General features: G+C 66.9%; 24 protein-coding genes. 11 read left to right on the plus strand and 13 right to left on the minus strand.

The genetic code is table 11. The features are described from left to right. Positions 1-138: 138 nt before the first annotated feature. A complete protein-coding gene (locus tag EDC64_RS08460) occupies positions 139-486 on the minus strand; it encodes a hypothetical protein (protein WP_132030852.1) in 348 nt (115 codons plus the stop codon). 71 nt (positions 487-557) lie between these two features. On the opposite strand from EDC64_RS08460, the gene EDC64_RS08465 reads away from it, so the two are divergent. After that, positions 558-1,001, plus strand: coding sequence for an SRPBCC family protein (locus EDC64_RS08465; protein ID WP_132030853.1), 444 nt, complete (start codon positions 558-560; stop codon positions 999-1,001). Positions 1,002-1,074: 73 nt separating this feature from the next. On the opposite strand, the gene EDC64_RS08470 is transcribed toward EDC64_RS08465, so the two are convergent. The 6 genes from EDC64_RS08470 to EDC64_RS08495 all read right to left on the minus strand — a co-directional run bounded on the left by EDC64_RS08470 (position 1,075) and on the right by EDC64_RS08495 (position 6,994). Next, positions 1,075-2,325: a RidA family protein gene (locus tag EDC64_RS08470; protein ID WP_132030854.1), complete on the minus strand. Its 1,251-nt coding sequence runs from the start codon at positions 2,323-2,325 to the stop codon at positions 1,075-1,077. Positions 2,326-2,388: 63 nt separating this feature from the next. Continuing rightward, positions 2,389-3,537 carry an ABC transporter substrate-binding protein gene (locus EDC64_RS08475; protein WP_132030855.1) on the minus strand — a complete coding sequence of 383 codons (1,149 nt, stop codon included), beginning with the start codon at positions 3,535-3,537 and terminating at the stop codon, positions 2,389-2,391. A 54-nt stretch (positions 3,538-3,591) separates the two neighbouring features. Then, complete coding sequence (locus tag EDC64_RS08480; RefSeq protein WP_132030856.1) at positions 3,592-4,314, minus strand: ABC transporter ATP-binding protein; 723 nt, start codon at positions 4,312-4,314, stop codon at positions 3,592-3,594. After that, the gene (locus EDC64_RS08485; protein WP_132030857.1) at positions 4,301-5,116 is read right to left on the minus strand and encodes an ABC transporter ATP-binding protein; all 816 of its coding nucleotides are present in this window, start codon (positions 5,114-5,116) and stop codon (positions 4,301-4,303) included. The genes EDC64_RS08480 and EDC64_RS08485 overlap by 14 nt, the downstream gene beginning before the upstream one ends. Continuing rightward, positions 5,116-6,099 carry a branched-chain amino acid ABC transporter permease gene (locus tag EDC64_RS08490; protein ID WP_165933694.1) on the minus strand — a complete coding sequence of 328 codons (984 nt, stop codon included), beginning with the start codon at positions 6,097-6,099 and terminating at the stop codon, positions 5,116-5,118. The genes EDC64_RS08485 and EDC64_RS08490 overlap by 1 nt, the downstream gene beginning before the upstream one ends. Positions 6,100-6,109: 10 nt before the next feature. Further along, positions 6,110-6,994 (minus strand): branched-chain amino acid ABC transporter permease, encoded by an 885-nt coding sequence (locus tag EDC64_RS08495; protein ID WP_132030859.1) that lies wholly within the window; start codon positions 6,992-6,994, stop codon positions 6,110-6,112. Between the two features lie 387 nt (positions 6,995-7,381). Here EDC64_RS08495 and EDC64_RS08500 point away from each other — a divergent pair, with 387 nt between their 5' ends. Continuing rightward, the gene (locus EDC64_RS08500) at positions 7,382-8,719 is read left to right on the plus strand and encodes an NtaA/DmoA family FMN-dependent monooxygenase (protein ID WP_132030860.1); all 1,338 of its coding nucleotides are present in this window, start codon (positions 7,382-7,384) and stop codon (positions 8,717-8,719) included. Between the two features lie 24 nt (positions 8,720-8,743). Here EDC64_RS08500 and EDC64_RS08505 read toward each other — a convergent pair whose 3' ends face one another. Then, positions 8,744-9,235: a flavin reductase family protein gene (locus tag EDC64_RS08505; protein WP_132030861.1), complete on the minus strand. Its 492-nt coding sequence runs from the start codon at positions 9,233-9,235 to the stop codon at positions 8,744-8,746. A 211-nt stretch (positions 9,236-9,446) separates the two neighbouring features. On the opposite strand from EDC64_RS08505, the gene EDC64_RS08510 reads away from it, so the two are divergent. Beyond that, the gene (locus tag EDC64_RS08510; protein WP_165933695.1) at positions 9,447-10,487 is read left to right on the plus strand and encodes a LacI family DNA-binding transcriptional regulator; all 1,041 of its coding nucleotides are present in this window, start codon (positions 9,447-9,449) and stop codon (positions 10,485-10,487) included. 58 nt (positions 10,488-10,545) lie between these two features. Here EDC64_RS08510 and EDC64_RS08515 read toward each other — a convergent pair whose 3' ends face one another. The 3 genes from EDC64_RS08515 to EDC64_RS08525 all read right to left on the minus strand — a co-directional run bounded on the left by EDC64_RS08515 (position 10,546) and on the right by EDC64_RS08525 (position 14,806). After that, a complete protein-coding gene (locus EDC64_RS08515; protein ID WP_132030863.1) occupies positions 10,546-11,322 on the minus strand; it encodes an RES family NAD+ phosphorylase in 777 nt (258 codons plus the stop codon). After that, positions 11,282-11,668: an antitoxin Xre/MbcA/ParS toxin-binding domain-containing protein gene (locus EDC64_RS08520; RefSeq protein WP_207915990.1), complete on the minus strand. Its 387-nt coding sequence runs from the start codon at positions 11,666-11,668 to the stop codon at positions 11,282-11,284. Before EDC64_RS08520 ends, EDC64_RS08515 begins: the two co-directional genes overlap by 41 nt. Before the next feature lie 147 nt (positions 11,669-11,815). Further along, entirely contained in the window at positions 11,816-14,806 is a 2,991-nt protein-coding gene (locus tag EDC64_RS08525) for an autotransporter outer membrane beta-barrel domain-containing protein (RefSeq protein ID WP_245504603.1), read from the minus strand. A 365-nt stretch (positions 14,807-15,171) separates the two neighbouring features. Here EDC64_RS08525 and EDC64_RS08530 point away from each other — a divergent pair, with 365 nt between their 5' ends. The 8 genes from EDC64_RS08530 (at position 15,172) to EDC64_RS08565 (ending at position 23,439) form a co-directional block, all read left to right on the plus strand. Next, on the plus strand, positions 15,172-16,128 hold the full coding sequence (locus EDC64_RS08530) for a glutathione S-transferase family protein (RefSeq protein ID WP_132030864.1): 957 nt from the start codon (positions 15,172-15,174) through the stop codon (positions 16,126-16,128). 191 nt (positions 16,129-16,319) lie between these two features. Beyond that, on the plus strand, positions 16,320-17,381 hold the full coding sequence (locus EDC64_RS08535) for a carbon-nitrogen hydrolase family protein (protein ID WP_132030865.1): 1,062 nt from the start codon (positions 16,320-16,322) through the stop codon (positions 17,379-17,381). A gap of 73 nt (positions 17,382-17,454) precedes the next feature. Beyond that, positions 17,455-18,621 carry a branched-chain amino acid ABC transporter substrate-binding protein gene (locus EDC64_RS08540; protein ID WP_245504604.1) on the plus strand — a complete coding sequence of 389 codons (1,167 nt, stop codon included), beginning with the start codon at positions 17,455-17,457 and terminating at the stop codon, positions 18,619-18,621. A 90-nt stretch (positions 18,622-18,711) separates the two neighbouring features. Next, positions 18,712-19,632 (plus strand): branched-chain amino acid ABC transporter permease, encoded by a 921-nt coding sequence (locus EDC64_RS08545; RefSeq protein ID WP_132030866.1) that lies wholly within the window; start codon positions 18,712-18,714, stop codon positions 19,630-19,632. Between the two features lies 1 nt (position 19,633). Beyond that, complete coding sequence (locus tag EDC64_RS08550) at positions 19,634-20,833, plus strand: branched-chain amino acid ABC transporter permease (RefSeq protein WP_132030867.1); 1,200 nt, start codon at positions 19,634-19,636, stop codon at positions 20,831-20,833. After that, the gene (locus EDC64_RS08555; RefSeq protein ID WP_132030868.1) at positions 20,830-21,606 is read left to right on the plus strand and encodes an ABC transporter ATP-binding protein; all 777 of its coding nucleotides are present in this window, start codon (positions 20,830-20,832) and stop codon (positions 21,604-21,606) included. The genes EDC64_RS08550 and EDC64_RS08555 overlap by 4 nt, the downstream gene beginning before the upstream one ends. Continuing rightward, on the plus strand, positions 21,603-22,346 hold the full coding sequence (locus EDC64_RS08560) for an ABC transporter ATP-binding protein (protein WP_132030869.1): 744 nt from the start codon (positions 21,603-21,605) through the stop codon (positions 22,344-22,346). Before EDC64_RS08555 ends, EDC64_RS08560 begins: the two co-directional genes overlap by 4 nt. Before the next feature lie 25 nt (positions 22,347-22,371). Then, entirely contained in the window at positions 22,372-23,439 is a 1,068-nt protein-coding gene (locus tag EDC64_RS08565; RefSeq protein ID WP_132030870.1) for a phenylacetaldoxime dehydratase family protein, read from the plus strand. Here the strand turns inward: EDC64_RS08565 and EDC64_RS08570 are convergent. Together EDC64_RS08570 and EDC64_RS08575 are read right to left on the minus strand one after the other, a co-directional pair. Next, on the minus strand, positions 23,434-24,327 hold the full coding sequence (locus EDC64_RS08570; protein WP_132030871.1) for a LysR family transcriptional regulator: 894 nt from the start codon (positions 24,325-24,327) through the stop codon (positions 23,434-23,436). The genes EDC64_RS08565 and EDC64_RS08570 overlap by 6 nt on opposite strands. Positions 24,328-24,467: 140 nt before the next feature. After that, positions 24,468-24,977 (minus strand): potassium channel family protein, encoded by a 510-nt coding sequence (locus tag EDC64_RS08575; RefSeq protein WP_245504605.1) that lies wholly within the window; start codon positions 24,975-24,977, stop codon positions 24,468-24,470. Between the last annotated feature and the right edge of the window lie 56 nt (positions 24,978-25,033).

A 25,033-nucleotide genomic window follows, 5' to 3' on the forward strand; every position in this document is an offset into this window, starting at 1 on the left:
GGCTGTTTCGGTCCGGCGCGCCGCGCGATCTCCTCGCCCGTGTACGAACCCGCCCGTTGCCGGGGATCCGTCGAACGCCGCGGGGTGTTCGGGTCGCCCGGGGCATTCGACGAGGACGCCTGGCCTGGGGCCGACGGGTCAGCCCGTCACTTCGGATGCGGCCGCGCCGTGTGCGCCCTGGGCCGGGATGAAGCCGGTGTCGGACAGGCCGAAGGCCGACGCGGCGCGGGGGATGAGGCTGGCGACGTCGGGCGCCTGGATGGCCTTGCGCTCCAGATCGGGCGTCGTGACGACGAAGTCGCAGCCGGATTTGGCGAGGGCGAGGCTCAGCCTCTCTCCCCCGGCGGCCCGGCCGGTGAGGGTCCCCAGCGGATGCCGCCGCCGCGCCGGGGCGACGTGCGGGTCGGTGTCGGATCGCGCCCCGCTCGTGCGTCCTCGGGGGCAGGGATAGGCGGAAGGGATCGGCGAACAGGTGTCCTCGGACATCCCGCCGGTTCCAGCGCCCCCCGGCGCCGGCATCGTCGGCGCCCGTCTCCCCGTCACGAGGACCAACGCCCATGCCCAGCACCATCCGCCTGCACCGCGTTCTGGCGACCCGCCCGGAGAAGGTCTACCGCGCCTTCCTCGAGGCGGATGCGCTCGCCCAATGGCTGCCGCCCAACGGCTTCCTCTGCACCGTCCATCATCTCGACGCGACGGTCGGCGGGACCTTCAGAATGTCGTTCCGCAACTTCACGACCGGCGACAGCCATGCGTTCGGCGGCGCCTATGTCGAACTCGTCCGCGATGCGCGGGTGCGCTACACCGACACGTTCGACGATCCCAACCTGCCGGGCGAGATGCAGGTGACCGTGACGCTGAAGGCGGTGTCGGTGGGCACCGAGCTGGAGGTCGAGCAGGCCGGCATTCCCGATCTGATCCCCCCGGAGGCGTGCTATCTCGGCTGGCAGCAATCGCTGCGCAACCTCGCCCGGCTGGTCGAGCCGGAGATCACCCAATAGCGCGTCGAGACTGCCGGGCGCGGCGCAGATCCTGCGCCGACGGTGGCCGGGGCGCGGCCGCCCCGGCGCGCCGTCAGCGCACGCCGATCAGGTCGATCTCGATCAGGGTGTCCTTGATCAGGAGGCCCGAGGTTCCGATCGTCGTGCGGGGCGGGGGCACCGCGAAATATTCTCGCCACACCTCGTCGAAGCCGGCGAAGTCATTGAGGTCGGTCAGGAACACCTGGGCCTTGACGACCTGGTCGAGCGAGGAGCCCGCCGCCTCGAAGGTGCGCTTCAGGTTTTCCATGATGTAGCGGGTCTGCAGCTTGATGTCGGACCCGTAATAGGGAAAGGCGGGATGCTTGCGCGCTTCCGCCGGAACGCCGGTCTTGAAGTCGCTGGCGAGCTGGCCGGCGGCGAAGACGAAGGGGCCGACCGCGACGGCCTCGGAATAATTGGCGATGGGCTTGGCATTCGCCGAGGTGATGACCTCGTGCGTCAGCCCGTCCTTGGGCACATAGGCGATGAGGTCGATCTCGATCAGCGTGTCCTTTATGAGGAGGCCCGACGTGCCCACGGTCGTGCGCGGCGGGGGCACCTTGAAATAATCCCGCCAGACCTCGTCGAAGGCGGCGAAATCCTTCAGATCGGTGAGGAAGACCTGCGCCTTGACCACCTGCTCCAGCGAGGATCCGGCGGCGGCGAGGGTGCGCTTCAGGTTTTCCAGGATGTAGCGGGTCTGCAGCTTGATGTCGGAGCCGTAGAAGGGGAAGGCCGGGTCGCGGCGCGCTTCGGGCGCGACGCCGGTCTTGAAGTCGCTGGCGAGCTGGCCGGCGAGGAAGAGCAGGCCACCGATCTCCACGGCCTCGGAATAATTGGCGAGGGGCTTCGGGTTTTCCGACGTGACGACGCGATGGACGCCGAGATCCGGCGCATAGCCGACGAGGTCGATCTCGATCAGCGTGTCCCGGATCAGGAGGCCCGTCGTCCCCACGGTGGTGCGCGGCGGCGGCACCTCGAAATACTCCTTCCACACCTCGTCGAAGCCGGAAAAGTCGTTGAGGTCGGTGAGGAAGACCTGGGCCTTCACGACATTTTTCAGCGACGATCCCGCCGCCTCGAAGGTGCGCTTCAGGTTTTCCATGATGTAGCGGGTCTGCAGCTTGATGTCGGACCCGTAATAGGGGAAGGCGGGGTGCTTGCGCGCTTCCGCCGGAACGCCGGTCTTGAAGTCGCTGGCGAGCTGCCCGGCGGGGAACAGGAGGCCGCCGGCCAGGCTCGCCTCGGAATAATTCGCCAGCGGCTTGGGATTGCTGGACGTGACGCGCTTGATCTCGACCACGGCATTGCCCCTTCTTTCGGCCGGAAAAGCGCCCCGGCCGAAGCCAGCCGGGGCGGGTCCGGCTCAGTTCTGGACCGGGATGTTGCGGGCGTTGGTTTCCTTGCCCGCATCGATCTTCACGACATGGGTCACGAGCAGCGGATCGCCTTTTTCGTCGAACTTGAAGGCGCCGCGGGTGGAGCCGAATTCGACTTTGGCGAGCGCGTCGCGCACCGCCGCGCGGTCGGCCTTTCCGGCCTTCTCGATGCCGAGCATGGCGATGGTGATGGCGTCATAGGCTTCCGCCGCATACGCGTCGGGGGTGCGCCCGTAGGCGGCCTTGTACTTGTCGATGAAGCTCTTGGCGGCGGGGATGTCGGCCACCGTCGCCGGGCTGAAATGGGTGGTGAACATCACGCCGTCGACCGCATTGCCGCCGAGTTCGATGAATTTCGGGGTCGCGACGCCGTCTGAGGCGAAGCGCGGCAGGGTGAGCCCGATCTGGGCGAACTGCTTGGCGACCAGCGCGCCCTCGGTATAGCGCGACCATTCGATCATGGCGTCCGCGCCGCTCGCCTTGATGCGGTTGAGCTGGGCCGTGAAGTCGAGATCGCCGCGCGCATAGCGCTCCTCGGCGACGATCTCGTAGCCGTATTTCGCGCCGGCCTTCTTGAAGGCCTCGAAGCCGCCGCGACCGAAATCGTCATTCACGTAGAGGAACGCGAACTTCTTGTAGTTGGGGAATTTCTCGTGGATGAAGTCGACCAGATCCGCGACCAGCTTGGTGTCGGGAACCGGCGAACGGAACACCCATTTGTTGCCCGCGGTGGTGATCTTCTGGGCGGTGCCCGCGACCACGATCTGCGGCACTTCCATCTGCCGCGCCACCTGGGAGGCGGCGAGGCTGGCGGGGCTCGAAATCGAGCCGATCATCATCAGCACCTCATCCTTGGAAATGAGGCGCTTGGCCGAATTCACGGCTTCTTCCGGCTTGCCGGCATCGTCCGCATAGATGATTTCGATCTGCTTGCCGAGAAGGCCGCCGGCGGCGTTCTTCTCCTTGACCGCGAGATCGACGGCTTCCTTCTCGCTCTGCCCCATGGCGGCGGCATCGCCGGTCATCGGGCCGAACACGCCGATCTTGACCGTGTCGGCCAGAGCTGCCGTCGCGGCCCCTGACGCCAGGAGCCCCGCGAGAAGAAGCGATCGTAATTTTCTGTTCAATTTCGCCATGACCACACTCCGGAAGGTTTGAGTGGTGAATATCCCCGTTGACGGGTGCTTTTCTTATGTGTCTTCGAGCTCTTTCTCGCCGAGATAGCTGGCCCAGACTTTCGGGTGGGTGATCAGCGTCTGGCTTTCGTCCGTCAAGACGACCTGGCCGGTCTCGAGGACGTAGCCGCGCGCCGACAGGGTCAGGGCGAGTTCGGCATTCTGCTCCACCAGCAGGATCGTCACCCCCTCGGCGCGAAAATGCGCGATGGCGCGGATCACCTCTTCGACGATGATCGGGGCGAGGCCCAGCGAGGGTTCGTCCAGCAGAAGCAGCGTCGGCTGCGCCATCATCGCCCGGCCGAAGGCGAGCATCTGCTGCTCGCCGCCCGACAGCGAGCCGCCCATCTGCTGGCGCCGCTCGCGCAGGCGTGGGAACAGCGCATAGACCTCCTCGCGGATCCGCCGCCGGCGCATCGCGGCGCGCGCGGAATAGGCGCCCACTTCCAAATTCTGCTCGACGCTGAGGCGCGGGAAGATGCGCCGGCCCTCCGGCACGTGGACGATGCCGCGCTCGACGATGGCCTCCGGCTTCAGCCCGTTGAGGGTCTCGCCGAGGAATTCGATGGTCCCGCCAGACGGCGGCACGAGGCCCGATATGGCCTTCAGCGTGGTGGATTTTCCCGCGCCGTTGGACCCCACCAGCGCGACGGTCTCCCCGGCCTCGACCGTGAGGTCGATGCCGCGCAGGGCCGCGACCGGGCCATAGCTGACCGAGAGATTGTTAATGCGCAGCATGCGCGGCCTCCGCCTTGCGCACGGCGGCCGCCGCGGCGACCGCGCCCTTGCCGAGATAGGCGCCGATCACGGCCCCGTCCGCGCGGATCTCCTTGGGCGTGCCGCGTGCGAGCAGCTTGCCGTAATTGAGGACGGTGATGCGGTCGCAGGTCGGCATCACGACGTCCATGTGATGCTCGATGAGGATGATGGTGGTGCCGGCCGAGCGGATCCGGAAGATGAAGTCGACGAGATGGCGGCTCTCGCTGGCATTCAGGCCCGCGGCCGGCTCGTCCAGCAGCAGCAGGCGCGGCTCGGCGACGAAGGCCCGGGCGATCTCCAATAGGCGCTGATGGCCGTAGGGCAGGCTGCCGGCGGGCTGGTCGGCGAGCGCGGTGAGCCCGACGAACGCCAAGGCGGCGCGCGCTTTCTCCGCGATGTCGGCTTCCTCCCGCTTCTGGAAGCGGGTGCGCAGCAGAGCGTGGAAGATCTCCGCGCGGGTGGAGGCGTGAAGCCCCACCATCACATTTTCCAGCGCCGTCATCTCGCGAAACAGCTTGAGGTTCTGGAAGGTGCGGCGGATGCCGGCCGCGGCGCGGCGCTCGGAGGGCAGGCGGGTGATGTCGGCGCCGGCGAACAGGATCGTGCCGGTGGACACCGGCAGATGGCCCGAAAGAAGGTTCAGCATGGTGGTCTTGCCGGCGCCGTTCGGGCCGATGAGGCCGTGCACCTCGCCCTCCGTCACGTCGAGATCGACGCTGTCGACCGCCAGGAGGCCGCCGAAGCGGCGGGAGACGCCGCGGGTTTCGAGCAAGGCGGCCATCAGTTCGCCTCCCGCGGCTTGGAGACCCACGCCCGGGCAGAGGAGAACAGGCCGAAGAGCTTGGCCGCAGCCAGAGAGGCGAGACCGACAATGCCGAGATTGCCGGCGGCCATGAGCAGGATGACGGCGAGGCCGAACAGGATCATGCGCAGTTCGCCGGAGGAGCGCAGCACTTCCGGCATCAGCACCACGACGAAGGCGCCGACCACCGCGCCGGACAGGCTGCCGAGCCCGCCGATCACCGCCATGATCATGATCTCGATGGATTCGTTGAAGGTGAAGTCGCTCGGGCTGAGATAGCGCGAGTGGTAGGCAAACAGCCCCCCGGCGACGCCCGCGGTGAAGGCCGCGACGAGGAAGCATTTGCTCTTGGACCAAGCGAGCCGGATGCCGCTGGCGCGGGCGGCCTCCTCGTCCTGGCAGATCGCCGAGAGCGCCCGCCCGAAACGGGATTTGGAAATCCGGTCCATGGCGACGAAGACGAGGACCAGGATGACGAGGCACACCCAATAGAAGACGTCGTCATCGGCCACCGACACGCCGAACAGGGTGGGCTTGGGGATGTCCATGAGGCCGAGGCTGCCGCCCGTGAGCCATTCCTCGTTCAGGATGACGAGGTGGACGATGATGCTGAAGCCGAGGGTGGCCACCGCGAGGCTGGTGCCCTTCAGCCGGACGATCGGGACGAGCAGCAGGCTCGCGGCGGCGGCGGCGAGGCCGCCCGCCAGCAGCGTGAGGAGGAAGGGCACGCCGTAATTCGCCGCGAGCGCCCCCGCCACATAGGCGCCGATGCCGTAGAAGGCGCCCTGGCCGAGCGACAGCAGGCCCGCCATGCCGAGAAGAAGCTGCATGCCGAGGGCGAGGATCGCGGCGATGAGCGCGAGGCTGAAGACGTGCAGCCAATAGGCATTGTGCTCGACCAGCGGCACCGCCACGAGGATCAGGAGCGCGATGAGGCGGGGCAGAGCGGGGGGCATCTTCATCGATCGCGCCTCAGACCTGCCGGCCGGCGCGGCCGAACAGGCCCATCGGCGCCACCAGCAGGATGAGGATGAGCACGACCATGCCCACGGCATCCTTGTAGGAGGTCGAGATGAACATGGCGGAGAAGGTCTCGATCACGCCGAACAGGAGCCCGCCCACCATGGCGCCCGGCACGCTGCCGAGCCCGCCCAGAACCGCCGCGACGAAGGCCTTGATCCCGGTGATGAAGCCCATGTTGAAGGAGGCGAAGAAGAGCGAGCCGAGCAGCACCCCGGCCGCCCCCGCCATCATGCCGGAGACGGCGAAGGTGTTCACGGTCGCCCGTTCCACGCTGATCCCCATCAGGCGCGCGGCATCCGGATCCTGCGCCGCCGCCTGCATGGCGATGCCGGCGCGGCTGTAGCGGAAGAACACCGCGAGCGCGGCCATGATGAGCACGCTGAGCACGACGATGGTCGCGAGCTGCGGGGAGACGGTGAAGCCGGAAATGACGAGGCCCCGCGTCTCGAAAAGCGCGGGATAAGCGAGCGGTTCCGAGCCCCAGACGAGACGCGCCACGTTCTGCAGGACGATGGACACGCCGATCGTCGCGATGACCACGTTGATCAGGGGAACGCGCCGGGCGCGCAGCGGGCGATAGACGCCGAGCTCCACCGCGACCGCCATGAGGCCGCCGCCGAACGTGCCGCCGATCAGCGCCAGGAGCGGCGCGTTTCCGGCCCACACGCCGGACGAGAAGCCGGTCATCGCCCCGACCATCATGACTTCGCCCTGGGCGAAATGAAGGATGTCGGTCGCCCGCACGATCATCGAAATGCCAAGTGCAATAAGGCTATAAATACAACCTATTGCGAGGCCGCCGAGTAGAGTCTGGAGGAATTGATCATAAATCATCCGGACCTGAATCTTTCTTTTCGAAAGTGGCGCAGTTGGAAAGCGTAGCCCCCTTTGACCGAGCGGCAAGATCAAATTGCATGCGCATGCATTCTAAAAAATGAGCACGGCGCCGCGGATTCCGGAGTCTGCCGCGACGCGACGATCCCGCGGATCGCTGCACCGATCCCGCACGACGCGGCCGCAACGCCCCGCCCGCCTTTGGCGCGGGCGGAGCGCATCGCCTGACGGGCCGGCCCGTCAGGCGTATGGGGCAGGAATGGGTCGGCGCGATCAGATTGGATGCGTATGCATAGGCGATCTGGCACCGTCATTGCACATCATGTCGAGTATCTACCCGCGCCGCGGCGCGAGTTGCCCAGTTTTAAGTCATGAGAGACCTGGATCATGAAGAAAATCCACCTGGCCTTCGACATGTCCTGGACCAATGTGGAGACCCAGTGGCGTCAGCCGGGCTCCTGGGTCGGGCCCGACTACCCGTCCGTGGGCCTGTTCGAGGATATGGCGCGGCTCGCCGAGCGCGGCGGGCTGGACATGATCTTCTTCGGCGACGGCACCGGCATTCCCGACACCTGGGAGGGCGGCATCGAGGATGCCGTGCGCTACGGCGTGGCCTGGCCCCGGCTCGATATGAGCCCCTGGATCACCCTGATGTCGCGGGTCACCAGCCATGTCGGCTTCGGGCTGACCTATGCCTCCACCTTCATGCATCCCTTTTATACCGCGCGCCTGCTCAATTCCCTCGACCACGTCACCAATGGGCGGATGGCGTTCAACGTGGTCACGTCCCAGCGCCGCTCGGATTATGCCAATTACGGCTATGACGAACTCGTCGACCACAATTCCCGCTACGACCGGCTGGAGGAGTTCGTCGATGTCTGCCGGGCGCTGTGGGACAGCCTCGATCCCGACGCCTTCGTCTGGGACCGCGCGACCGGCCAGGTGGCTGACCCCGCCAAGGTCCGGCCGATCAATCATCACGGCCAGTTCTTCAAGGTGAAGGGGCCGCTCAGCGTTCTGCCCTCGCCGCAGCGCCACCCGGTGGTGATCCAGGCGGGCGGCTCGCCGCGCGGCACCCGCGCCGCCGCCCACGTCGCCGATCACGTGTTCGGCCTGACCAAGTCCGTGCCGCTCATGCAGCAGCAGCGCAGCGACCTCGACGCCGCCTTGCGCGCCGAGGGCCGCGATCCGGAGGACGTGGGAATCCTTTGGTCGATGCGCGCAATCGTGGCCGACACCGAGGCCGAGGCGCAGGCGCTGCGCGAGCGGCTGATCGACGGCGTGTCGCGCGAGGCGGTCGGCGTGTGGCTGTCGCACAATACCGGCTTCGACATGTCGACCCTGCCGCAGCGCTTCACGCTGTCCGAGCTCCAGGCGCGGATCACCGCCGCGAACGCCTCGCCCGTGGGCTTCGTCGCTTTGCTGGCCAAGGAATATGGCCAGGACACCGAAATGAGCCTCGACGACTTCTTCGAGCACGGCCTGCGCCACGCCACCGGCTACGCGATCACCATGGCGGGAACGGCCAAGCAGGTGGCGGATCGGATGGAGGAAATGTTCGAGGGCACGGGCAGCCGCGGCGGCTTCATGATTTCGATCTCGCAGGCGAGCCCGCGCGCCGTACCCTACAACATCGTCACCCAGCTCGTCCCCGAACTGCAGCGCCGCGGCCGGTACCGCACCGCCTATGAGGGCCGCACGCTGAAGGAGAATCTCGCGAGCTGACCGCCGCCGCGCGGCTGCCGGAACCTATCCGGCGGCCGGAAGGGCCTCGAAGCGGCCGTTGAAATAGAGCAGCGGCGGCGTCTTGATGTCCCGCATCGACAGGTGCTGGACCTCGCCGATGAACACCGTGTGGGAATGCACTTCCATGGCGGCGATCACCGTGCAGTCGAAGCTCGCGAGCGCGCTCGGCAGTGCCGGCGCGCCGGTGGCGAGACGGTCCCAGGCCTGATCCGCGAACCGCGCCTCGCGCAGATGCGATGCGGAGAAGCGGCGGGCCGTCTCCATGTCTTCGTGGCTCAGCACGTTGACGCAGAAGATGCCGGTGCGGTGGATCACGCCGTGGCTGTGGGCGCTGCGGTTGACGCAGACCAGAAGCGTGGCATTGGGCTCGGCGGCCACCGAACTGACAGCGGTCGCGACGAAGCCGTGGGGGCGGCCATCCTCGATCGTGGTGATGATGGTGACGCCCGCCGCCAGTCGGCGCATGCCCTGCTTGTATGCCTCGCTGTCGACCATGGCACGCACCTTTCCGCAGACCGATTCCGCGCTTTACCGCCGCTTTGGCGCGCAGGACGGTGCAGAACACTAAAGTCACCTTTGAATTTTGCACAAGCTCATTATGCATGCGTATGCAAAGCCGGATGAAGCTATTTTGTGCACACGGCTTTCCTTCGCCAGCTTTGTATGGCACCAACCCTGGGGGTCATGCACCGATGGGTGGTCCGGCATGAAGGGGACGAAGGCGGGGCGGCGCGGTCTGGGTCGCGTCACGGCCGAGGAAGTTGCGCGGCGGCTCGGCGTTTCGCAATCCACCATTTCCCGCGCCTTTTCGCCGAGCGCGAGCATTTCCGACGAGATGCGCACCCGCGTCGCCAATGCGGCGATGGAACTCGGCTACCAGCCCAACATCATCGCCCGCAGCCTCATCACCCGGCGGACCGGGATCGTCGCCATCGTCATCGGCAATCTGGTCGACCCGTTCTACACGACCCTTCTGGATATCCTCACCGACCGGCTGCAGGCCGGCGGCAAGCAGACCCTCCTGTTTTCCTCGTCGCGGGCCGGCGGCCTCGATGCGATCATGCCGACGCTGCTTCAGTATCAGGTGGACGGAATCGTCATCACCTCCGCCGCGGTGACCTCCGACATGGCGCGGATCTGCGCCAAGCGCGAGACCCCCGTGGTGCTGCTGAACCGCAACGTGCCGGGCCTCGATATCAGCGCCGTGTGCTGCGACAACGTCCAGGGCGGACGCCAGATGGCCCGGCATCTCGTCGGGCTCGGGCATAAGCGCTTCGCCTTCGTCGTCGGCCAGCCGGACGCCAGCACCAGCCTGGAGCGCCAGCAGGGCTTCGTCTCGGAACTGGCGCAGGCAGGCATCTCGTCCTGCGTCATCGAGCAGGCGGGGGAATATAGCTACGAGGCCGGATACGAGGCGGCGCTGCGTCTCGCCGCCGGCGCCAGCCGCCCCGAAGCGGTGTTCTTCGCCAGCGACATCATGGCGATCGGCGGCATGGATGCCTTCCGCAGCCGCGGCCTCTCGGTCCCCGGCGATATCTCCGTGGTGGGCTTCAACGACGTCCCCCTGGCCGCCTGGCCGACCTATGCCCTGACCACCGTCCGCCACCCCTGGGAGCAGATGGCGGCGCGGGTGGTGGACCTGCTGGGCGTCGACGCCGCCGCGGCGCCCGTCCGCAAAGCGGTGACGGAACTCATTCCCGGCGATCTGATCCTGCGTGGCTCCACCGGCCCGCGCCGGGACCAATAAAGCGCGCTCAGACCTGAGGGCCTCGCACTGAGACCGGTGGATGCGAGAGGCGCGGCCCTCAGGCTGTGCCGCGCTCCCAGTCCAGCACGGCGATCCGCGCATCCGCCGCGAACGCGTCGCGCGGGAATTCCAGGGCCTGCCGCGGAAATTCGCACAACGCCTGGACGCCGGACCGGCTCAGTCGCAGGCGCCAGGTCTGGCGGTCGACCGGCGCCGGCCGGGCGAAGGCCCGGCACAGGAGGAGTGCGAGATTGGCGCCGCCTGCCGGATCGCGCACGGAGCGGTAGCGGATCGCATCGGCTTCGATTGCGCGCGCCGCGTCGGCGAAGGCCTGGCAGCCGCCATAATCGGTGCGGTCGGTCCAGATTTCCGCGTCGGCGGAAAGCGGGGGCTCGGTCAGATCGAGGAGGCGCTCGGTCGCGAGCGCGGCGGAAAAGGCGGTGAATTCCGCCGCATTGGCCGGCCAGGGCGTCCGCGGTGAGTCGGCGAAGAACAGGAGCCGGTAGAACGCCATTTCCGCAACCGCCGTCGCACAGGTCTCGGAGGCGTAATAGACGCCCGGGGTGCGCCCCGCGCGCCGGAAGCGCGAGCCGTGCGGGTAGGGCGCGCCATAGCGGAAGGGGGTCGCGAGCAGGAAGTCGAGATGCCGGCATGCCGGAGGGATCGCCGGCTTGGTGTCCTCGATCAGGTCTTCCAGCAGCGCCTGTTCCGCGAGCGTGTCGGTGAGCTTCAACGTCGACACACGGTGCTGCGCTTCGACGAGCCGCCAGCACGCGCCGTCGAACGGCCGGACCTCAGACGAGAGCGCGGCGGGCGTCCAGATAGGTGACGACATCGACCAGTCCGCTGACGGTTTGCAGTTTCTCGATCGGCCGGGCATCGAGCGCGATGTTCGCATTGACCAGCCAGTCCGCGGCCACGCTTTCGTCCCCGCCGACGATCGCGTCGAGCGACCGGAAGACGCGCAGGAACAGCACGCCGAGTTCGAACGGCTTGGTGCCGGGCTCGAGCCCGAACGTGCCGCGCTTCATGCGGGACACCGTGGCCTCGCTGACGCCGATGATCGTGGCGAGGACCCGCGCGGAGACCCGCAGCCGGTCGGCGGCCCGCAGAACGGCCTTGGTGACGACGGGGCCGGGGTCGGGACGGGCGGCGGTGGCGAGCGGATGGGTCACGGCAATCTTCCTGTCCAAAGAAAGATTATACCATGAAATTTTCTATGGAAAGCGCCATTCCCGGGTCATTGGCCGGCGCGGGCAATCTTTGGCCCGTTCCGCGCCATCCCGGAGGGTGCGGCGCCCGTATCGGGGCGCCGCGGCCGGCCCATCTCAGAATGCCCAGGTGACGGTGCCCTTCACCGCATTCTCCTGCGCGCTGCTGGCGAATTCGCCGACATAGGAGACGCCGAGCTTCAAGGCCGCGCTGATGCGCAGGTCGGCGCCGATGTCGAGGAGCGCCGAATTTGTCGCGAGCGGCACACCGCTGATCGCGAAGGCCGAGCCGGCAAGGCCGGTGAAGCCCAAAGTGGCGGTCGGGGTGAGGTCGCCGAAGGCATATTGCCAGGCGACCGAGGCGCGCGGGGTGAATACCGCGCCGTTCGCCAGCGAGATGTCGGTGGTCACCCGCACGCCCAACGTGCCGTAGCCGACATCGGAGGCGGAGCTTCCGGCGGTCAGGCCCACGGCTGCGGCCTGCTCGGTGAAGCCATCGGTGTGGAGGTGCGCCCAGGCGAGCCCCGCAAAGGGTTCGACGGCGACCGACTGGAACGTCATGCCGTAGCCGATTTCGCCAAACACCTGCGTCAGGCCGGCATTGTATTGGCCCTGCGCGCTCTCAGTGAGGCCGGGGATCAGAATTGTGCGTGAGGTATCGACCTGGCTGAGCGTGTAGCTGACGCCGCCGCGCAGGTTCCAGGCGCCGAAACTGGTTCCTGCATACGCCGCGATCAGGCCGCTATCCGCCTGCGCCGAACTGGCGACCCCGCCGATGGTGCTGTTGGACTGCGAATAACCGAGCGCCACGCCGAGATAGGAGTGGGTGCCGATCCGCGCGTCGAAGCCGGTCACGACGCCGCCGAGCGTGGTGTCGACGGCCGAGGCATTGCTGTTGCCGTCGAAGCTGCCCCAGCTGCCATAGGCCGTCGCCCACATGGCGAGGCCGGGAGTGGAAGGCGCGGAGGGGGCATTCGCCGCGCGGGCGAGGGCGGCGGTGCCGGGGGCCGCCGCGGCCTTGGGCTCGGCGCTGTAGGCCAGCACGTCGCCGGCATAGCCGAGCGCGGCCACCGGCCCCGCCGCATTGCCGTAAGCGAGCTGGCGCAGGCGCCCGAGCACGGCCTGGCGGGTGAACAGGCCGTCATTGAGGAGCACCGAGCGCTCGCTGGCATAGGCTTCGCCGGACAGGCCGGCGAGCGCCGGACCCAATTGCGCCCCGCTCAGGCTGTAAAGCCCGTTCAGCGCGGCGGCGGTCGCGGTGCCGGAATTGGTCAGAACCCCGCTGTTGAAGGCGGCGTCCACCGTGCCGCCGACGGCGGACTGATTGGCGGTGAGGCCGATCTGCTGCGCCATGTGCGAGGTGAGGGTGAGGGCGACGCTCCGGCTCTCATACTCCAGCGCCGCGCTGACATAGCTCGGCAGGCCCGAGGTCGCCAGAGTGGTGAAGGTGCCGGTCATGCCGTCGGTGGCGACGAGCAAGGTGTAGCTGTTCGCCAGCGTCGAGGTCTGGAACGGGACTTCCAGCGTGCCGGCGAGCCGGGCGACGCCGGTGATGCCAAGGGCGTCATTGCCGTCCGCCCCGACGCGCAGCGACAGCGTGCCGGCCGCGGTCTGGGCATAGATTCCGCTGAGGAGATGGGTGATCGGAATGCCGGTGCCGGTGACGCCGATCCAGCCGGAATTCTCGAACCGCTTCGCCGGCCCCGCGGTCGCGGCGATGCGGCCGTCGATGATGCCGGCATTCACGATGACGGTGCCGTAGCTGTCGGGTCCGGTGCGCAGCGCGTCGGCGACCGCCGGGGCCTGGATCGTGCCGTAATTCAGGAAGGTGCCGTACAGGCCGTGCATTTCCACTGCCGCGCCGACGAGGCCGGTCGCGACCACGGTGCCGGTATTTGTCAGCACGCCGAAGGTCTCGCCGCGCATGCCGACGCCGCCTTTGCCGGTCATCTGGACGGTGCCGCTATTGACGATGTCGTCGCCCTTGCGGCCGGACAAAGCGGCGGTATCGGTGGCGGCGGAGGTCAGCGTCTCGGTGTTGCGGATGGGATTGTAGATGCCGGGAATGGTGGCGACATAGCCGTTCGGCGTGGTCGAGCCCGGCAGCAGATAGATGCCGACCACGGTGTCGCCATAGGCCGAGTTCGAGGACACCAGCGTGGCGCCGGGAATGTTGATTTCGTACCAGGTCGGAATGCCGAGGGCGTCGACATGGAGAACCCCGGCATGGACCACGCCGTCCGGCGTCACCCAGTCGGCGACCATATTGTACTCACCCGACCGCCCGGCGCCGGTGATGCCTTCCAGATGGGTGATGATGGCTTCCGGGTGGTCGTAGGTGGTCCATTTCCCGGTGACCTGGTCGTAGAGATACCCGTGCTCGAAGCCGATCCCGCCGCCCGGTCCGACATTGGCGTAGCCGCCTGCGATCATGTCGCCATAGACGCCATAGGCGGTGGTGCTGACCGCGTCGGGCTTGTTGTTGGTGACATAGGTGCCGGTGGAGATCGTGTAGATCATCGCATTGCCGGTCGCGAAGCGGGTATCGTAATTGCCGACGACGGTATTGCCGAACGTGCTGTGGGCGATCGTGTAGAGGGTTGGGTTGCCGGGCGCGCTGGGATAGGCCAGTTCCGTCAATTGCTGCCCGGGCGCCGATGCGGCGTCGTAGAGATAGCTGAGGTCGTAGGGCGAGGATGCCGCGGTGATGTAGCTGCCCACGGTGCGCAGCACGCCGCCTTGGTTGCCGAAGCTCGGCCCATAGGGCGAAGAGCCGATGGCGCCGGGATAGTTCACGCCATTGGCCGTGGCCACCGGCATCGCCGACCATTGGCCGGTGCTCGTATTGTACAGAAGCCCGCCGGTGGCGGTGGTGCCGGGGACGACATAATTGCCGACGATCGTGTTGCCGCGAATGCCGGTCAGAAAGGTGCCGGTGGTGCCGTAATTCAGCGTCGTATAGGGCGTGGCGGATGCGGCCTGGGCTCCCGCGCCGAGGCCGGCGTCCGCAAGGCAGGCCAACAGCCCGCCCGAAAGCACGCCCATGATGCCGAGCATCGGCAGATGCGCGCAAGATGCGAGCAGACGCCCGCGAAACCCAGCTGTCATGACAAGCCCGCCCCACACTGCTTCAAAGCCAAAAGAATTAGCAGGTTCGTAGGTCAGCGCCACTTAATTGCTCAACATCGGCCGCTTGTGGCGGATGCGATTATAAAACATGCCTCTCTGTGATCTTTTCAGCACATTCGGCCAAAACTTTTCTGCACCGGGGGCAGACATTTTCATTGCTTCGGATCTTAAAGTGCGAGCGGGGTAAGCAGCGATTCTGTGTGTGCGGTAACATGGGAGAGCCTTGGGGGCGGAACCCCGGGACGCCGAGGATCATTCTCCCGACAAGGCATCGGATGCCGTCGTCGGCCCGCCGCAGGCGATGCCGCCTTGGGACAGGGTGAGCGCAGCGAAGGAGGCACGTCTTGGGGCAGCTCGTCGAGGGACAGTGGATCGCCGGGGACGCGTTCGCCGACAAGGCGGACGGCCGCTTCAAGCGCCAGGACAGCCGGTTTCGCAACTGGATCACGCCGGACGGCAGGCCCGGACCGACAGGGGAGGGCGGCTTTCCGGGGGAGCCGGGCCGATATCATCTTTATGTCAGCCTCGCCTGTCCCTGGGCGCACCGCACCCTGATCATGCGCCGCTTCAAGGGGCTCGAGGCGATGATCGGGCTCTCCGTGGTGCACTTCCTGATGCGCGAGGACGGCTGGACATTCGCGCCGGACCCGTGCGTCACGGGCGACCCCATTCTCGGCGCCGCCTACCTGCACCAGATCTATACCGCGGCCGACCCGGCCTATACCGGCAAGGTGACCGTCCCGGTGCTCTGGGACAAGACGCGCGGCACCATCGTCTCCAACGAATCCGCCGACATCCTCCGCATGTTCAACAGCGCCTTCGATGCGGTGGGCGCGGCGGAGGGCGATTACTATCCGGTTCCGCTGCGGGACGAGATCGATGCCGTGAACGACCGGATCTATCGCACCCTCAATAACGGCGTCTACCGCGCCGGCTTCGCGGCGAACCAGACCGCCTATGAGGAAGCGGTCGTCCCCCTGTTCGAGACCCTGGACTGGCTGGAGGCGCGGCTGGCGCAATCGCGCTGGCTGCTCGGCGACGCGCTGACGGAAGCGGACATCCGCCTCTTCACGACGCTGATACGGTTCGATCCGGTGTATCACGGGCACTTCAAATGCAACCTGCGTCGCATCGTGGACTACCCTGCCGTGTGGCGCTATGTCCGGGCTTTCCTGGCTCTGCCCGGCGTCGACGAGACGGTGAATTTCGCGCACATCAAGCGCCACTATTACGAAAGCCATCGCCAGATCAATCCCTTCGGCGTGGTTCCGATCGGCCCCGACATCGACTTCTCCGCCTGACGCCGGGAGAGCGTTAAAATCTTCATCTCATCCATGGTTTAGGGCGCCGTCGGCGAGCGGCGGCGGTGTCGGAGGCGCGCCCGGGGTATGCGTGCAAGGGGTCGTGCGTTTTTTCGTTCTTCCGCCGCGCTGCCGTGTCGGCAACATGGGATCGGAGGCTGTCCTGCCCCGTCTCACCGGCAACGAGCCCAATGACCGTCAGCTATCCCCGCTTCAAGGCCGCCGCCTGCCACACCTCGTCCGTCTTCCTGGACGCTGAGAAGACGGCCGAAAAGGCCTGCGATCTCATCGCCGAAGCGGCCGCGGCCGGAGCCGCCCTGGTCGTCTTCCCGGAATCCTTCCTGCCCGGCTTTCCGGTCTGGGCGGCGCTGCAGGCGCCGATCTACAATCACGCTTTCTTCCGCGCCCTGGTCGCGGAAGCCCAGAAGCCCTCGGACGGCGCGATCCGCACCATCCGCATGGCCGCGCGGCGGCACGGCCTCTATGTGTCGCTCGGATTTACCGAGGGAACGGACGCCAGCGTCGGCTGCATCTGGAATTCGAACCTGCTGATCGGCCCCGACGGCGCCATCCTCAACCATCATCGCAAGCTGGTCCCGACCTTTTACGAAAAGCTGGTCTGGGCCAATGGCGACGCGCGCGGATTGCGGGTCACCGCCACCGATCTCGGCCGGATCGGCATGCTGATCTGCGGGGAAAACACCAATCCCCTCGCACGTTACGCGCTGATGGCGCAGGGCGAGCAGGTCCATATCTCGACCTACCCGCCGATCTGGCCGACCCGCCCGCCGGACGAAGACGGCGCCTACGATCTGCGGCGCGCCATCGAGATCCGCGCCGGCGCCCATGCCTTCGAGGCCAAGGTCTTCAACATCGTCGCCTCCGGCTTCGTCGACGCGGCCATGCGCGAGGCCATGGGCTCGGTCGGCGCAGCCAGCCTGGAGGTCATGGACAAGTCTCCCCGCGGCATTTCCATGGTGCTCGGGCCGGCGTCCCAAGTGGTCGGCGAGGTCCTGTCCGAACACGAGGGCATCCTCTATGCCGACATCGACACCGCGCTATGCGTCGAGCCGAAACAGTTTCACGACGTGGTCGGCTATTACAACCGGTTCGACGTCTTCCGCCTCGACGTCGACCGTACCGCCCGCGAACCGGCTTATTTCTCGGAGGACGTCGCCATCGCCGAAGGCGCGGAGGACGGCGTGTTCGACGCGGTCGGCGACCTGGTGTTTGCAGGGAATGGGGCGCGCTGACGCCCCTGCGCGTACCGGCGCCGCCTAAGGCGCCGGAAAATCACCAAAAACACATAATCCAGAGGGTTTAGACATGATGCGAAATCGAAACATCCTGCGTCTTTGTAGTGCCGTGCTCGCCGCGGTGTCGCTTGCCGGGGCGCCCGCCTTCGCCCGCGACACCGTGAAGATCGCCTTCATCGGCCCCCTGACCGGCGGCAATTCCGCCACCGGCCTCGGCGGACGCAATTCCGCGTCCCTCGCGGTGGATCTCCACAACGCCAATCCCGCCTCCAAATATACTTATGAACTCGTGCCGTTCGACGATGAGTGCAAGCCGAACGTGGGCGTGCAGGTGGCGACCAAGGCGGCTTCCGACAAGTCGATCATCGCCGGCATCACGCATTACTGCTCGGCCGTGGCGATCGCGACCGTCGACACCTACAACCGGTTCGGCCTGCCGGTGGTGGTGTGGGGCGCGGTGTTGCCCGAGATCACCTATGGCAACGATTATCCCGAGATCCACCGGGTCAACGGGACCATGATCAACGAAGGCAAGATGGCGGCGGAGTTCCTGACCAAGCAGGGCTTCAAGACCTTCGTGGTGATCCACGACACCACCGATTACGGCAAGGGCCAGAACAAATATTTCGCCGAGAATCTGAAGCCCCAGGGCGGCGATATTCTCGCGACCTTCGCGGTGCCGCCGGACCAGCAGGACTTCACCGCGGAACTGACCAAGGTGAAGGAGTTGAAGCCGGACGTGGTGTTCATCGGGGGCCTGACGCCGCTCGGCGTGCGGGTGCGCTCGCAGATGGACCGGCTCGGCATTCCCGCGCAACTCGCCGGCGTCTCGGGCATCATGAGCGCGGGCTTCCTCGACGGCGCCGGCGCCGCGGCGGAAGGCACGATCTCGTTCCATAACGGCGCGCCGCTCACGCGCTATGCCGGCGGCAAGGCGTTCATGGACGCCTATGCCAAGGCCGGCTACCGCGAGGATCCCGACGCCTACGGGCCGTTCGCCTTTTCCGCCGCCAATCTCATCATGGACGCCATCGACAAGGTCGGGCCGGACCGCAAGAAGGTCCGTGCCCAGCTCAACGGCACCAAGGGCTATCAGGCGCTCGTCGGCGAGATCAATTTCGACGATCACCGGCAGAATATCGTCTCCGCCAACGTCTACGTGGCGCAGGACGGCAAGTGGGTCTACTGGCCCGACAGCGCCTACGCCGCAGGCGCCAAGAAGCTGCCTGGGAAATAGCGCCGGCTTGCGCGCGGGAAAGGCGCCGCTCGTGCGGCGGCGCCTTTCTTGCACCGCGTCCACCACTGCCCTCTCCCGGTGGAGACCGTCATGGATCCCGGACTGCTCGCTCAATATCTTTTCAACGGGCTCATGCTCGGCACCATCTATGCCATCGTCGCGGTTGGATTTTCCCTGTTTTTCGGGGTCCTCGACGTCATCAAGTTCTCGCATGGCGACGTCGTCGCGGTCGGAGCGTTCTCGGCCTTCGGTGCGGCCGGTCTGACCGCCGCGCTGGTTGCCCTGCCCGGGCCGCTGGCCCTCGCCGTCGGCCTCGTCGCGGCGCTCGGCGCCGGGGCGGTCTCGGGGGTGGTGATCGGGCGCGTGCTGGTGCTGCCTCTGAAGAACGCCCCCGCGGTCAACGTCCTGCTCGCCACCCTGATGGCGGGGACGGTTCTGCGCGAGGCGATCCGGCTCGCCGTGCCGAACGGCGGCAATCCCAAGCCGTTTCCCGCCTTGCTGCCGGACGGGGTGCTGGCCGCCGGATCCTTCAGCGTCGGCATCGACAGCGTGATCATCCTCGTGGGCGGGCTCGCCGTGGTGCTCGCGACCCATCTCGTCATCACCCGAACCCGCCTGGGCCTCGCCATCCGGGCGGTGGCGCAGGACGACGAGGTGGCGCAGCTCGCCGGCGTGAACTTCACGAAGACCGTGCTCGGCACGTTCGCGCTCGGCTCGATGCTGGCGGGGCTCGCGGGCCTGATGCTGGGGCTCTATTATCGCGAGATCAATTTCAACATGGGCATTCTCCTGGGGATCATCGGCTTTGCCTGCGCCGTCGTAGGCGGGCTGGGCAGCCTGATCGGCCCGATCCTCGGCGGCTTCCTCTTCGCCGGGATCCAGACCCTCGCGACGGTCGTGCTGCCTTTCACCAGTGCCTACAAGGATGTCGTGGCGTTCGCCGTCATCATCGCGCTGATCGGCCTGTTCCCCACCGGCCTCATCGCCGAGAAATCCAGCGAGCGGGTCTGAGATGGAAACCGCACAGCTCACCGGCACCCGGCCCGCCGAGGTCGTCAGGACGCAGGGCCTGCACCGCCTTCTCGTCGCGGCCATCGTGGCCCTTCTGTTCGCAGGCGGCGGCTTTCTGCTGCATTCCGAGGCGCAGGGCGAAGTCATCGCCTTGCTCGCCGCCTTCGTCGCGATCTTCGTCTTCGCGGAGCGGCTTTCGGCGGGACGCCGCGCGATCGCCCTCTGCCGCGCCCATCCGGGCACCGTGAACCTCGCCGCGGCGGTCTCGGTGCTCGCCATCGCGGCCGTCTTGCGGGAGGAACATTACACGCTGCTGATGATGGCCACGGTGGCGCTGTTCGCGACCGCCGCGGCCGGGCTGACCCTCCAGATGGCCTTCGCCGGCGTGCCCAATTTCGCCGGCGCGGGTTTCTTCGCCATCGGCGCCTATGTCCCCGCCGTGCTCGGCGGAACCGGCATCCCCCATCTCGTGGTCCTGCTGATCGCGGGCTGCGCCGCCGCTCTGCTGGGGCTCGCGATCCTGCTCCCGGTGCTGCGCACACGCGGGCATTACGCGGCCCTGGTGACCATCGCCTTCGGCCTGCTGCTGCGATCCTTCCTGGAAGTGAACGACGTTCTCGGCGGCCCGCAGGGGATGAAGGTTCCCGCCTTCTCGCTCTTCGGCCTGTCCTTCGCCCGCATCACCGAGATCGGCCCGTACGACGTTTCGTTCTATCTGCCCTATGCCCTCGCCGGCTGCGCCTTGTTCGCGCTCGCTTTCTTCGTTGTGCGGCGGCTCGAGACGTCGTTCGTCGGTCTCGCCTTCGACGCCGTGCGCTCCGACGAGGTGGCGGCGAGCGTGTTCGGTCTGTCGATCGCCCGATGGAAGGCCACGGCCTTCCTGATCGGCAACGCCATGATCGGGGTGGCCGGCGCGCTCTATGGAATGATGAACGGCTTCGTGAATCCCAACAGCGCCAATTTCGGCGACAGCCTCATCATGCTGTCCATCCTCGTTCTCGGCGGGTTCGGCAATCTCTGGGGAGCGGTGGTCGCATCGGTCGTGATCCTGGTGATCCCCGAGAAGCTCCAGGCGATCCAGGAATATCGCCTCGTCATCTTCGCGCTGCTCGTCATCGCCATCCTGCGTTTTCGGCCCTCGGGTCTGATGCCGCGGGCGACGCGGGACCTCTCCGCCCTCGCCATGGGAGGCCAGCGATGAGCCCGCTGCTCGCCTGTTCGGGCCTCACCATGCGGTTCGGGGGGCTTACCGCCCTCGACAGCCTCGACATCGCCGTCGGCACCGGCGAAACGGTCGGTCTCGTCGGACCCAACGGCTCGGGCAAGACGACATTCTTCAACGTCCTCACCGGGCTTTATCGGCCGTCCGAGGGCGCCGTCCGGTTCGAGGCCTCCGACCTGTTCGGCCGGTCGCCGCAGGAGATCAGCCGGGCCGGGGTGGCGCGCACGTTCCAGCGCTCGCGGCTCATGCTCGACCAGACGGTGTTCGACAATATCGCCCTGGGCGCGCTCGGGCGCGTCGATCTCGGCCTGCTGCCCGCTCTGGTGTTCCGCAGCCGGTTCCGCAGGGACCTGTCGGCCCTGGTCGAGAAGGCGACGGCTCTGACCCGCCGCTTCAATCCGCACATCGCGGCGAGCCTGTTCAAGCCCGCGGGCAGCTTCACGATGATCGACCGCCGGCGGATCGAGATCTGCCGCGCCTTGATCGGAGGGCCTCGCCTCCTGCTCCTCGACGAGCCGTCCGCCGGCATGACCCACGAGGAAACGCGCCACCTGATGGACGATCTCCTCGCCTTCCGGGAGGAGATGCCCGATCTCGCCATCGTGCTGGTGGAGCACGAGATGGACGTGATCCGGCGGATCTCCGACCGGTGCGTCGTCCTCAATTTCGGCCGGAAGATCTTCGAGGGCGCGTTCGACGCGCTCCTCGCCGATCCCGACGTCCAGACCGCCTATCTCGGAGGCAGCCAATGAGCGCGCCCGACGGTTCTCCCAAAGGCGCCCGCCGCCTGTCGGTGATCGGCGTGACCACCGGCTACGACCGGGCCGACGTTCTCCACGACGTCTCGATCGAGGCGAAGCCCGGCCGCATCACCTGCATTCTCGGCGCCAACGGGGCCGGAAAATCGACCCTGATCCGCGCCATTCTCGGATTGACGCCGGTGCGGCAGGGGGAAGTCGCGTTCGGCGGCGAGACGATCACCAATCTCGCCACCCACCGCATCGCGGCTCTGGGGATCGCGACGGTCCCCGAGGGAAATCGCGTTTTCCCGCGCATGACGGTGCTTGAAAATTTGAAGGTCGGCGGTCTGCTCGAGCGGGATCGCACGCGTCTCGCGGCGCGGATGGAGGCGATGTTCGAAAGTTTTCCCCGTCTCAAGGAGCGGCGCAACCAACTCGCCGGCACGCTGTCCGGGGGCGAGCGCTCCATGCTCTCGATCGCCCGCGGACTGATGACGGATCCGGAACTCGTCGTGTTCGACGAGCCGTCTCTGGGCCTCTCGCCTTTGTTCGTGGCCGAGGTCTTCCGCATCGTGCGGCGGCTCAAGGACGAGGGCTATACGATCCTCCTCGTCGAGCAGAATGTGCGGCAGACCCTCGATGTCGCCGATGACGGCTATGTCCTCGCCCAGGGCCGCGTCGTGGCGGCGGGCACGAGCCGGAGCCTCGCCGAGGACCGGGAATTGCACAAAGCCTATTTCGGCGTTCACTGAACGCCCCAACGAGGTCCGCGCCACCATGGGAATGCCCGTCTACGACCGTGTCCATCCGCTGCGCAAGCCGAAGGGGTTCGAACCCGTCGTGCAGCGCTGGTCCACCGCTTTTCCGAACCGGTGCCGGGTCCTCTGCGTCGCCTTTCACGGCATCCAGGGCGCGAGCGCAGACGAGGTCTACGCCTCCCCCTTCTTCTCCTGGCTCGCCGCCGCCTTCGCCGCGCCCGACGGACCCACGGTCCGCGACGATGCCGCATTCGTCGACCGGACCGGGCTCTATACCCACATCGTCGCCGCTTATTGGGTGGACGAGGAGAGGCGCGACCGCTTCTTCGCGGATCCCGCGGTGACCGAATGGTGGGAGGACCGCGCCCGCCTCGCCGAGCCCACAGGCTATTTCCGCGAAAGCCTCACCGTGCCGGTCGAGCGGCAGGAGAGCATTTATTGGCTGGATTATCCCGGCGGGCTCTCGGCCTCGGCCGACGTGGCGCTCTATCCGACGCCCTGGTGCGGCTATTACGGGGCGATGCGCGACCGCATCCCGCTCGCGGCCGTCGATACGCTCGACAGTCCGATGACGGGCCTTGTGCCGATCCCGCGGGAGACGAGGGGGGCGCGCTGGCAGCTGACCGCACCCCACAACCTCGCCGTGATCCGGTCCGCGGCCTCCTGGGGCCGCTGCGACCCCGAGCAGGCCGAGAATTATATGCGCGAGCTGCGCGCCCCTTTGATGCGCGGCATGGACTTTCTGAAGGAGAATTCCCAAGCCACGGGCTGCGCCTCCCTGCGCTTCCAGCAAACCTGCGGCGCGGCCGGCGCGCCGGTGCTCGAAACCCATGCGCTCGGCTATTTTCTCTCGCTCGGACATCTCGAAGCCTGGGCGGAGCATCACCCCACGCACGACGCCATCTTCACGGCGGCGATCGCGCGCTACCGCAAATACGGCAAGGCGAACCAACTTCGGACGTGGCATGAGGTCTTCATCCTGCCGGACACCGAGAAGCAGGTCTTCGACTATCTCAATTGCGCGCCCGGAACCGGTCTCCTCGACTTCCTGCCCGGCACGGTCACGGCGGTCGCGGCAGGGTCATAGCTCGGTCAGGAGCGCCGTGTCGCGCTCGACGACTTCGGCCAAGTGCCGAAGGACCGCCTTGAACCGCCCCATGAATTCCAGATCGGCGTGCACGCTCGCATAGATGTCGCGCATCACGATCACCTCGTCCGGCAGAACCGGCAGAAGGCGGGGATTGGTCTTGGCCGAGAACAGCGGCAGGAGCCCGATGCCGGCGCCGCGGGCGACCGCATTCTGCTGGGCGTGCATCGAGGTGGAGCGGAACGAGACTTTCGTTGGCTCCAGCACGTCGAGCAGCCAATGGACCGGCTGGATGGCGACGAGGTCTTCGACATAGTCGACGAAGGTGTGCGACGGCAGCTCGGCGGCCGACCGTGGTATGCCGAACCGCCGCGCATAGTCCGGCGAGGCATAGAGCGCGAGGCGGAAGCGGCCGATCTTGCGCACCGACAGCCGCTGGCCCTGGGGCGGAACGAAGGAGATGAAGATGTCCGCTTCGCGCTTGGTCAGGTTGATCAGGTGGCGCTCGGTCACGAGTTCCACCACGAGGCCCGGCTCCTTCTGCGCGAGTTCGGCGAAGCGCTCGGCGAGATAAAAGGCGCCGATGCCTTCCATGGAGGCTACGCGCACATGTCCCTTCGGCGCGCTCGGGGCGGCCTGGATGGTCTCCTCGACCCCGACCGCCTCCTGTTCGATGCGCTCGGCGATGGCGAACAGGCGATGACCGGGCTCCGTCAGCACGAAGCCGTCCGGCTTGCGATCGAACAGTTTGAGCGAGAGGTCCTTCTCCAATTCGCTGATGCGGCGCGAGACGGTGGTGTGGTCCACCTTCAGGCGGCGGGCGGCGGGCAGCAGGCGCCCCTGACGCGCGAGTTCGAGAAAGAAGATCAGATCGTTCCAATTGAACATGAGGCAGGGTCCGCATCTGCCCGGCAATGTTCAAGCAAAATATGGAACGCACGCTGACGCATGGCGCGCGGGGAGGAGGGGATCGTGTCGGCAGGCATTCCCGCGCCCGGCAGCGTCAACGGGTGAAGGTTCGCCGCCCTTCACCCTTCGCGTTGGATACTCAGCGGCTGCGGGACCGGCGGCGCCTTTTTGCGCGGCGCCCGGCGCTGTGGGACCGGCGGGTCGTAAACGTGGAGCACGGTGGCGGCGCGGGTCAGGACGGCGAAGATGAGCGCCGTCGACCAACCGAACAGAAGCATCCCGTTCGCGGCGGTGATGGGGCCGAGGACCCGCCATCGCGGCTCGGGAACGATGTCGCCATAGCCCAGGGTCGTGAAGTTCACGAAGGCAAGGTAATAGCCGTCGCCCGGCTTCACCGCGCCGACCAGATTGTACGCGATGGCCCAGATTTCCACCTGGATCGTGTGCGAGAAGGTCAGCGCGGCGCCGGTCAGCATCATAGTCGCGGCGAAGGCGAGGATGCGGTGTCGCTCCACTTTGCGGGTGCGCAGGCTCCGCATGAAGCGGATCAGAAAGACGCTCATGACGGAATGGATGGCGATATTCACCATGCTCACGAGAATTCCGTACAGCAGTTCAAAGGGGACCACGCTGCTCTCCCCGCTTGTCGAACCCCGGTCCGCCGGCACAGAGGCACGGCCGCCCA

Origin of the sequence: Aquabacter spiritensis, from assembly GCF_004346185.1 — a bacterium.
In the GTDB taxonomy this organism is placed as follows: domain Bacteria; phylum Pseudomonadota; class Alphaproteobacteria; order Rhizobiales; family Xanthobacteraceae; genus Aquabacter; species Aquabacter spiritensis.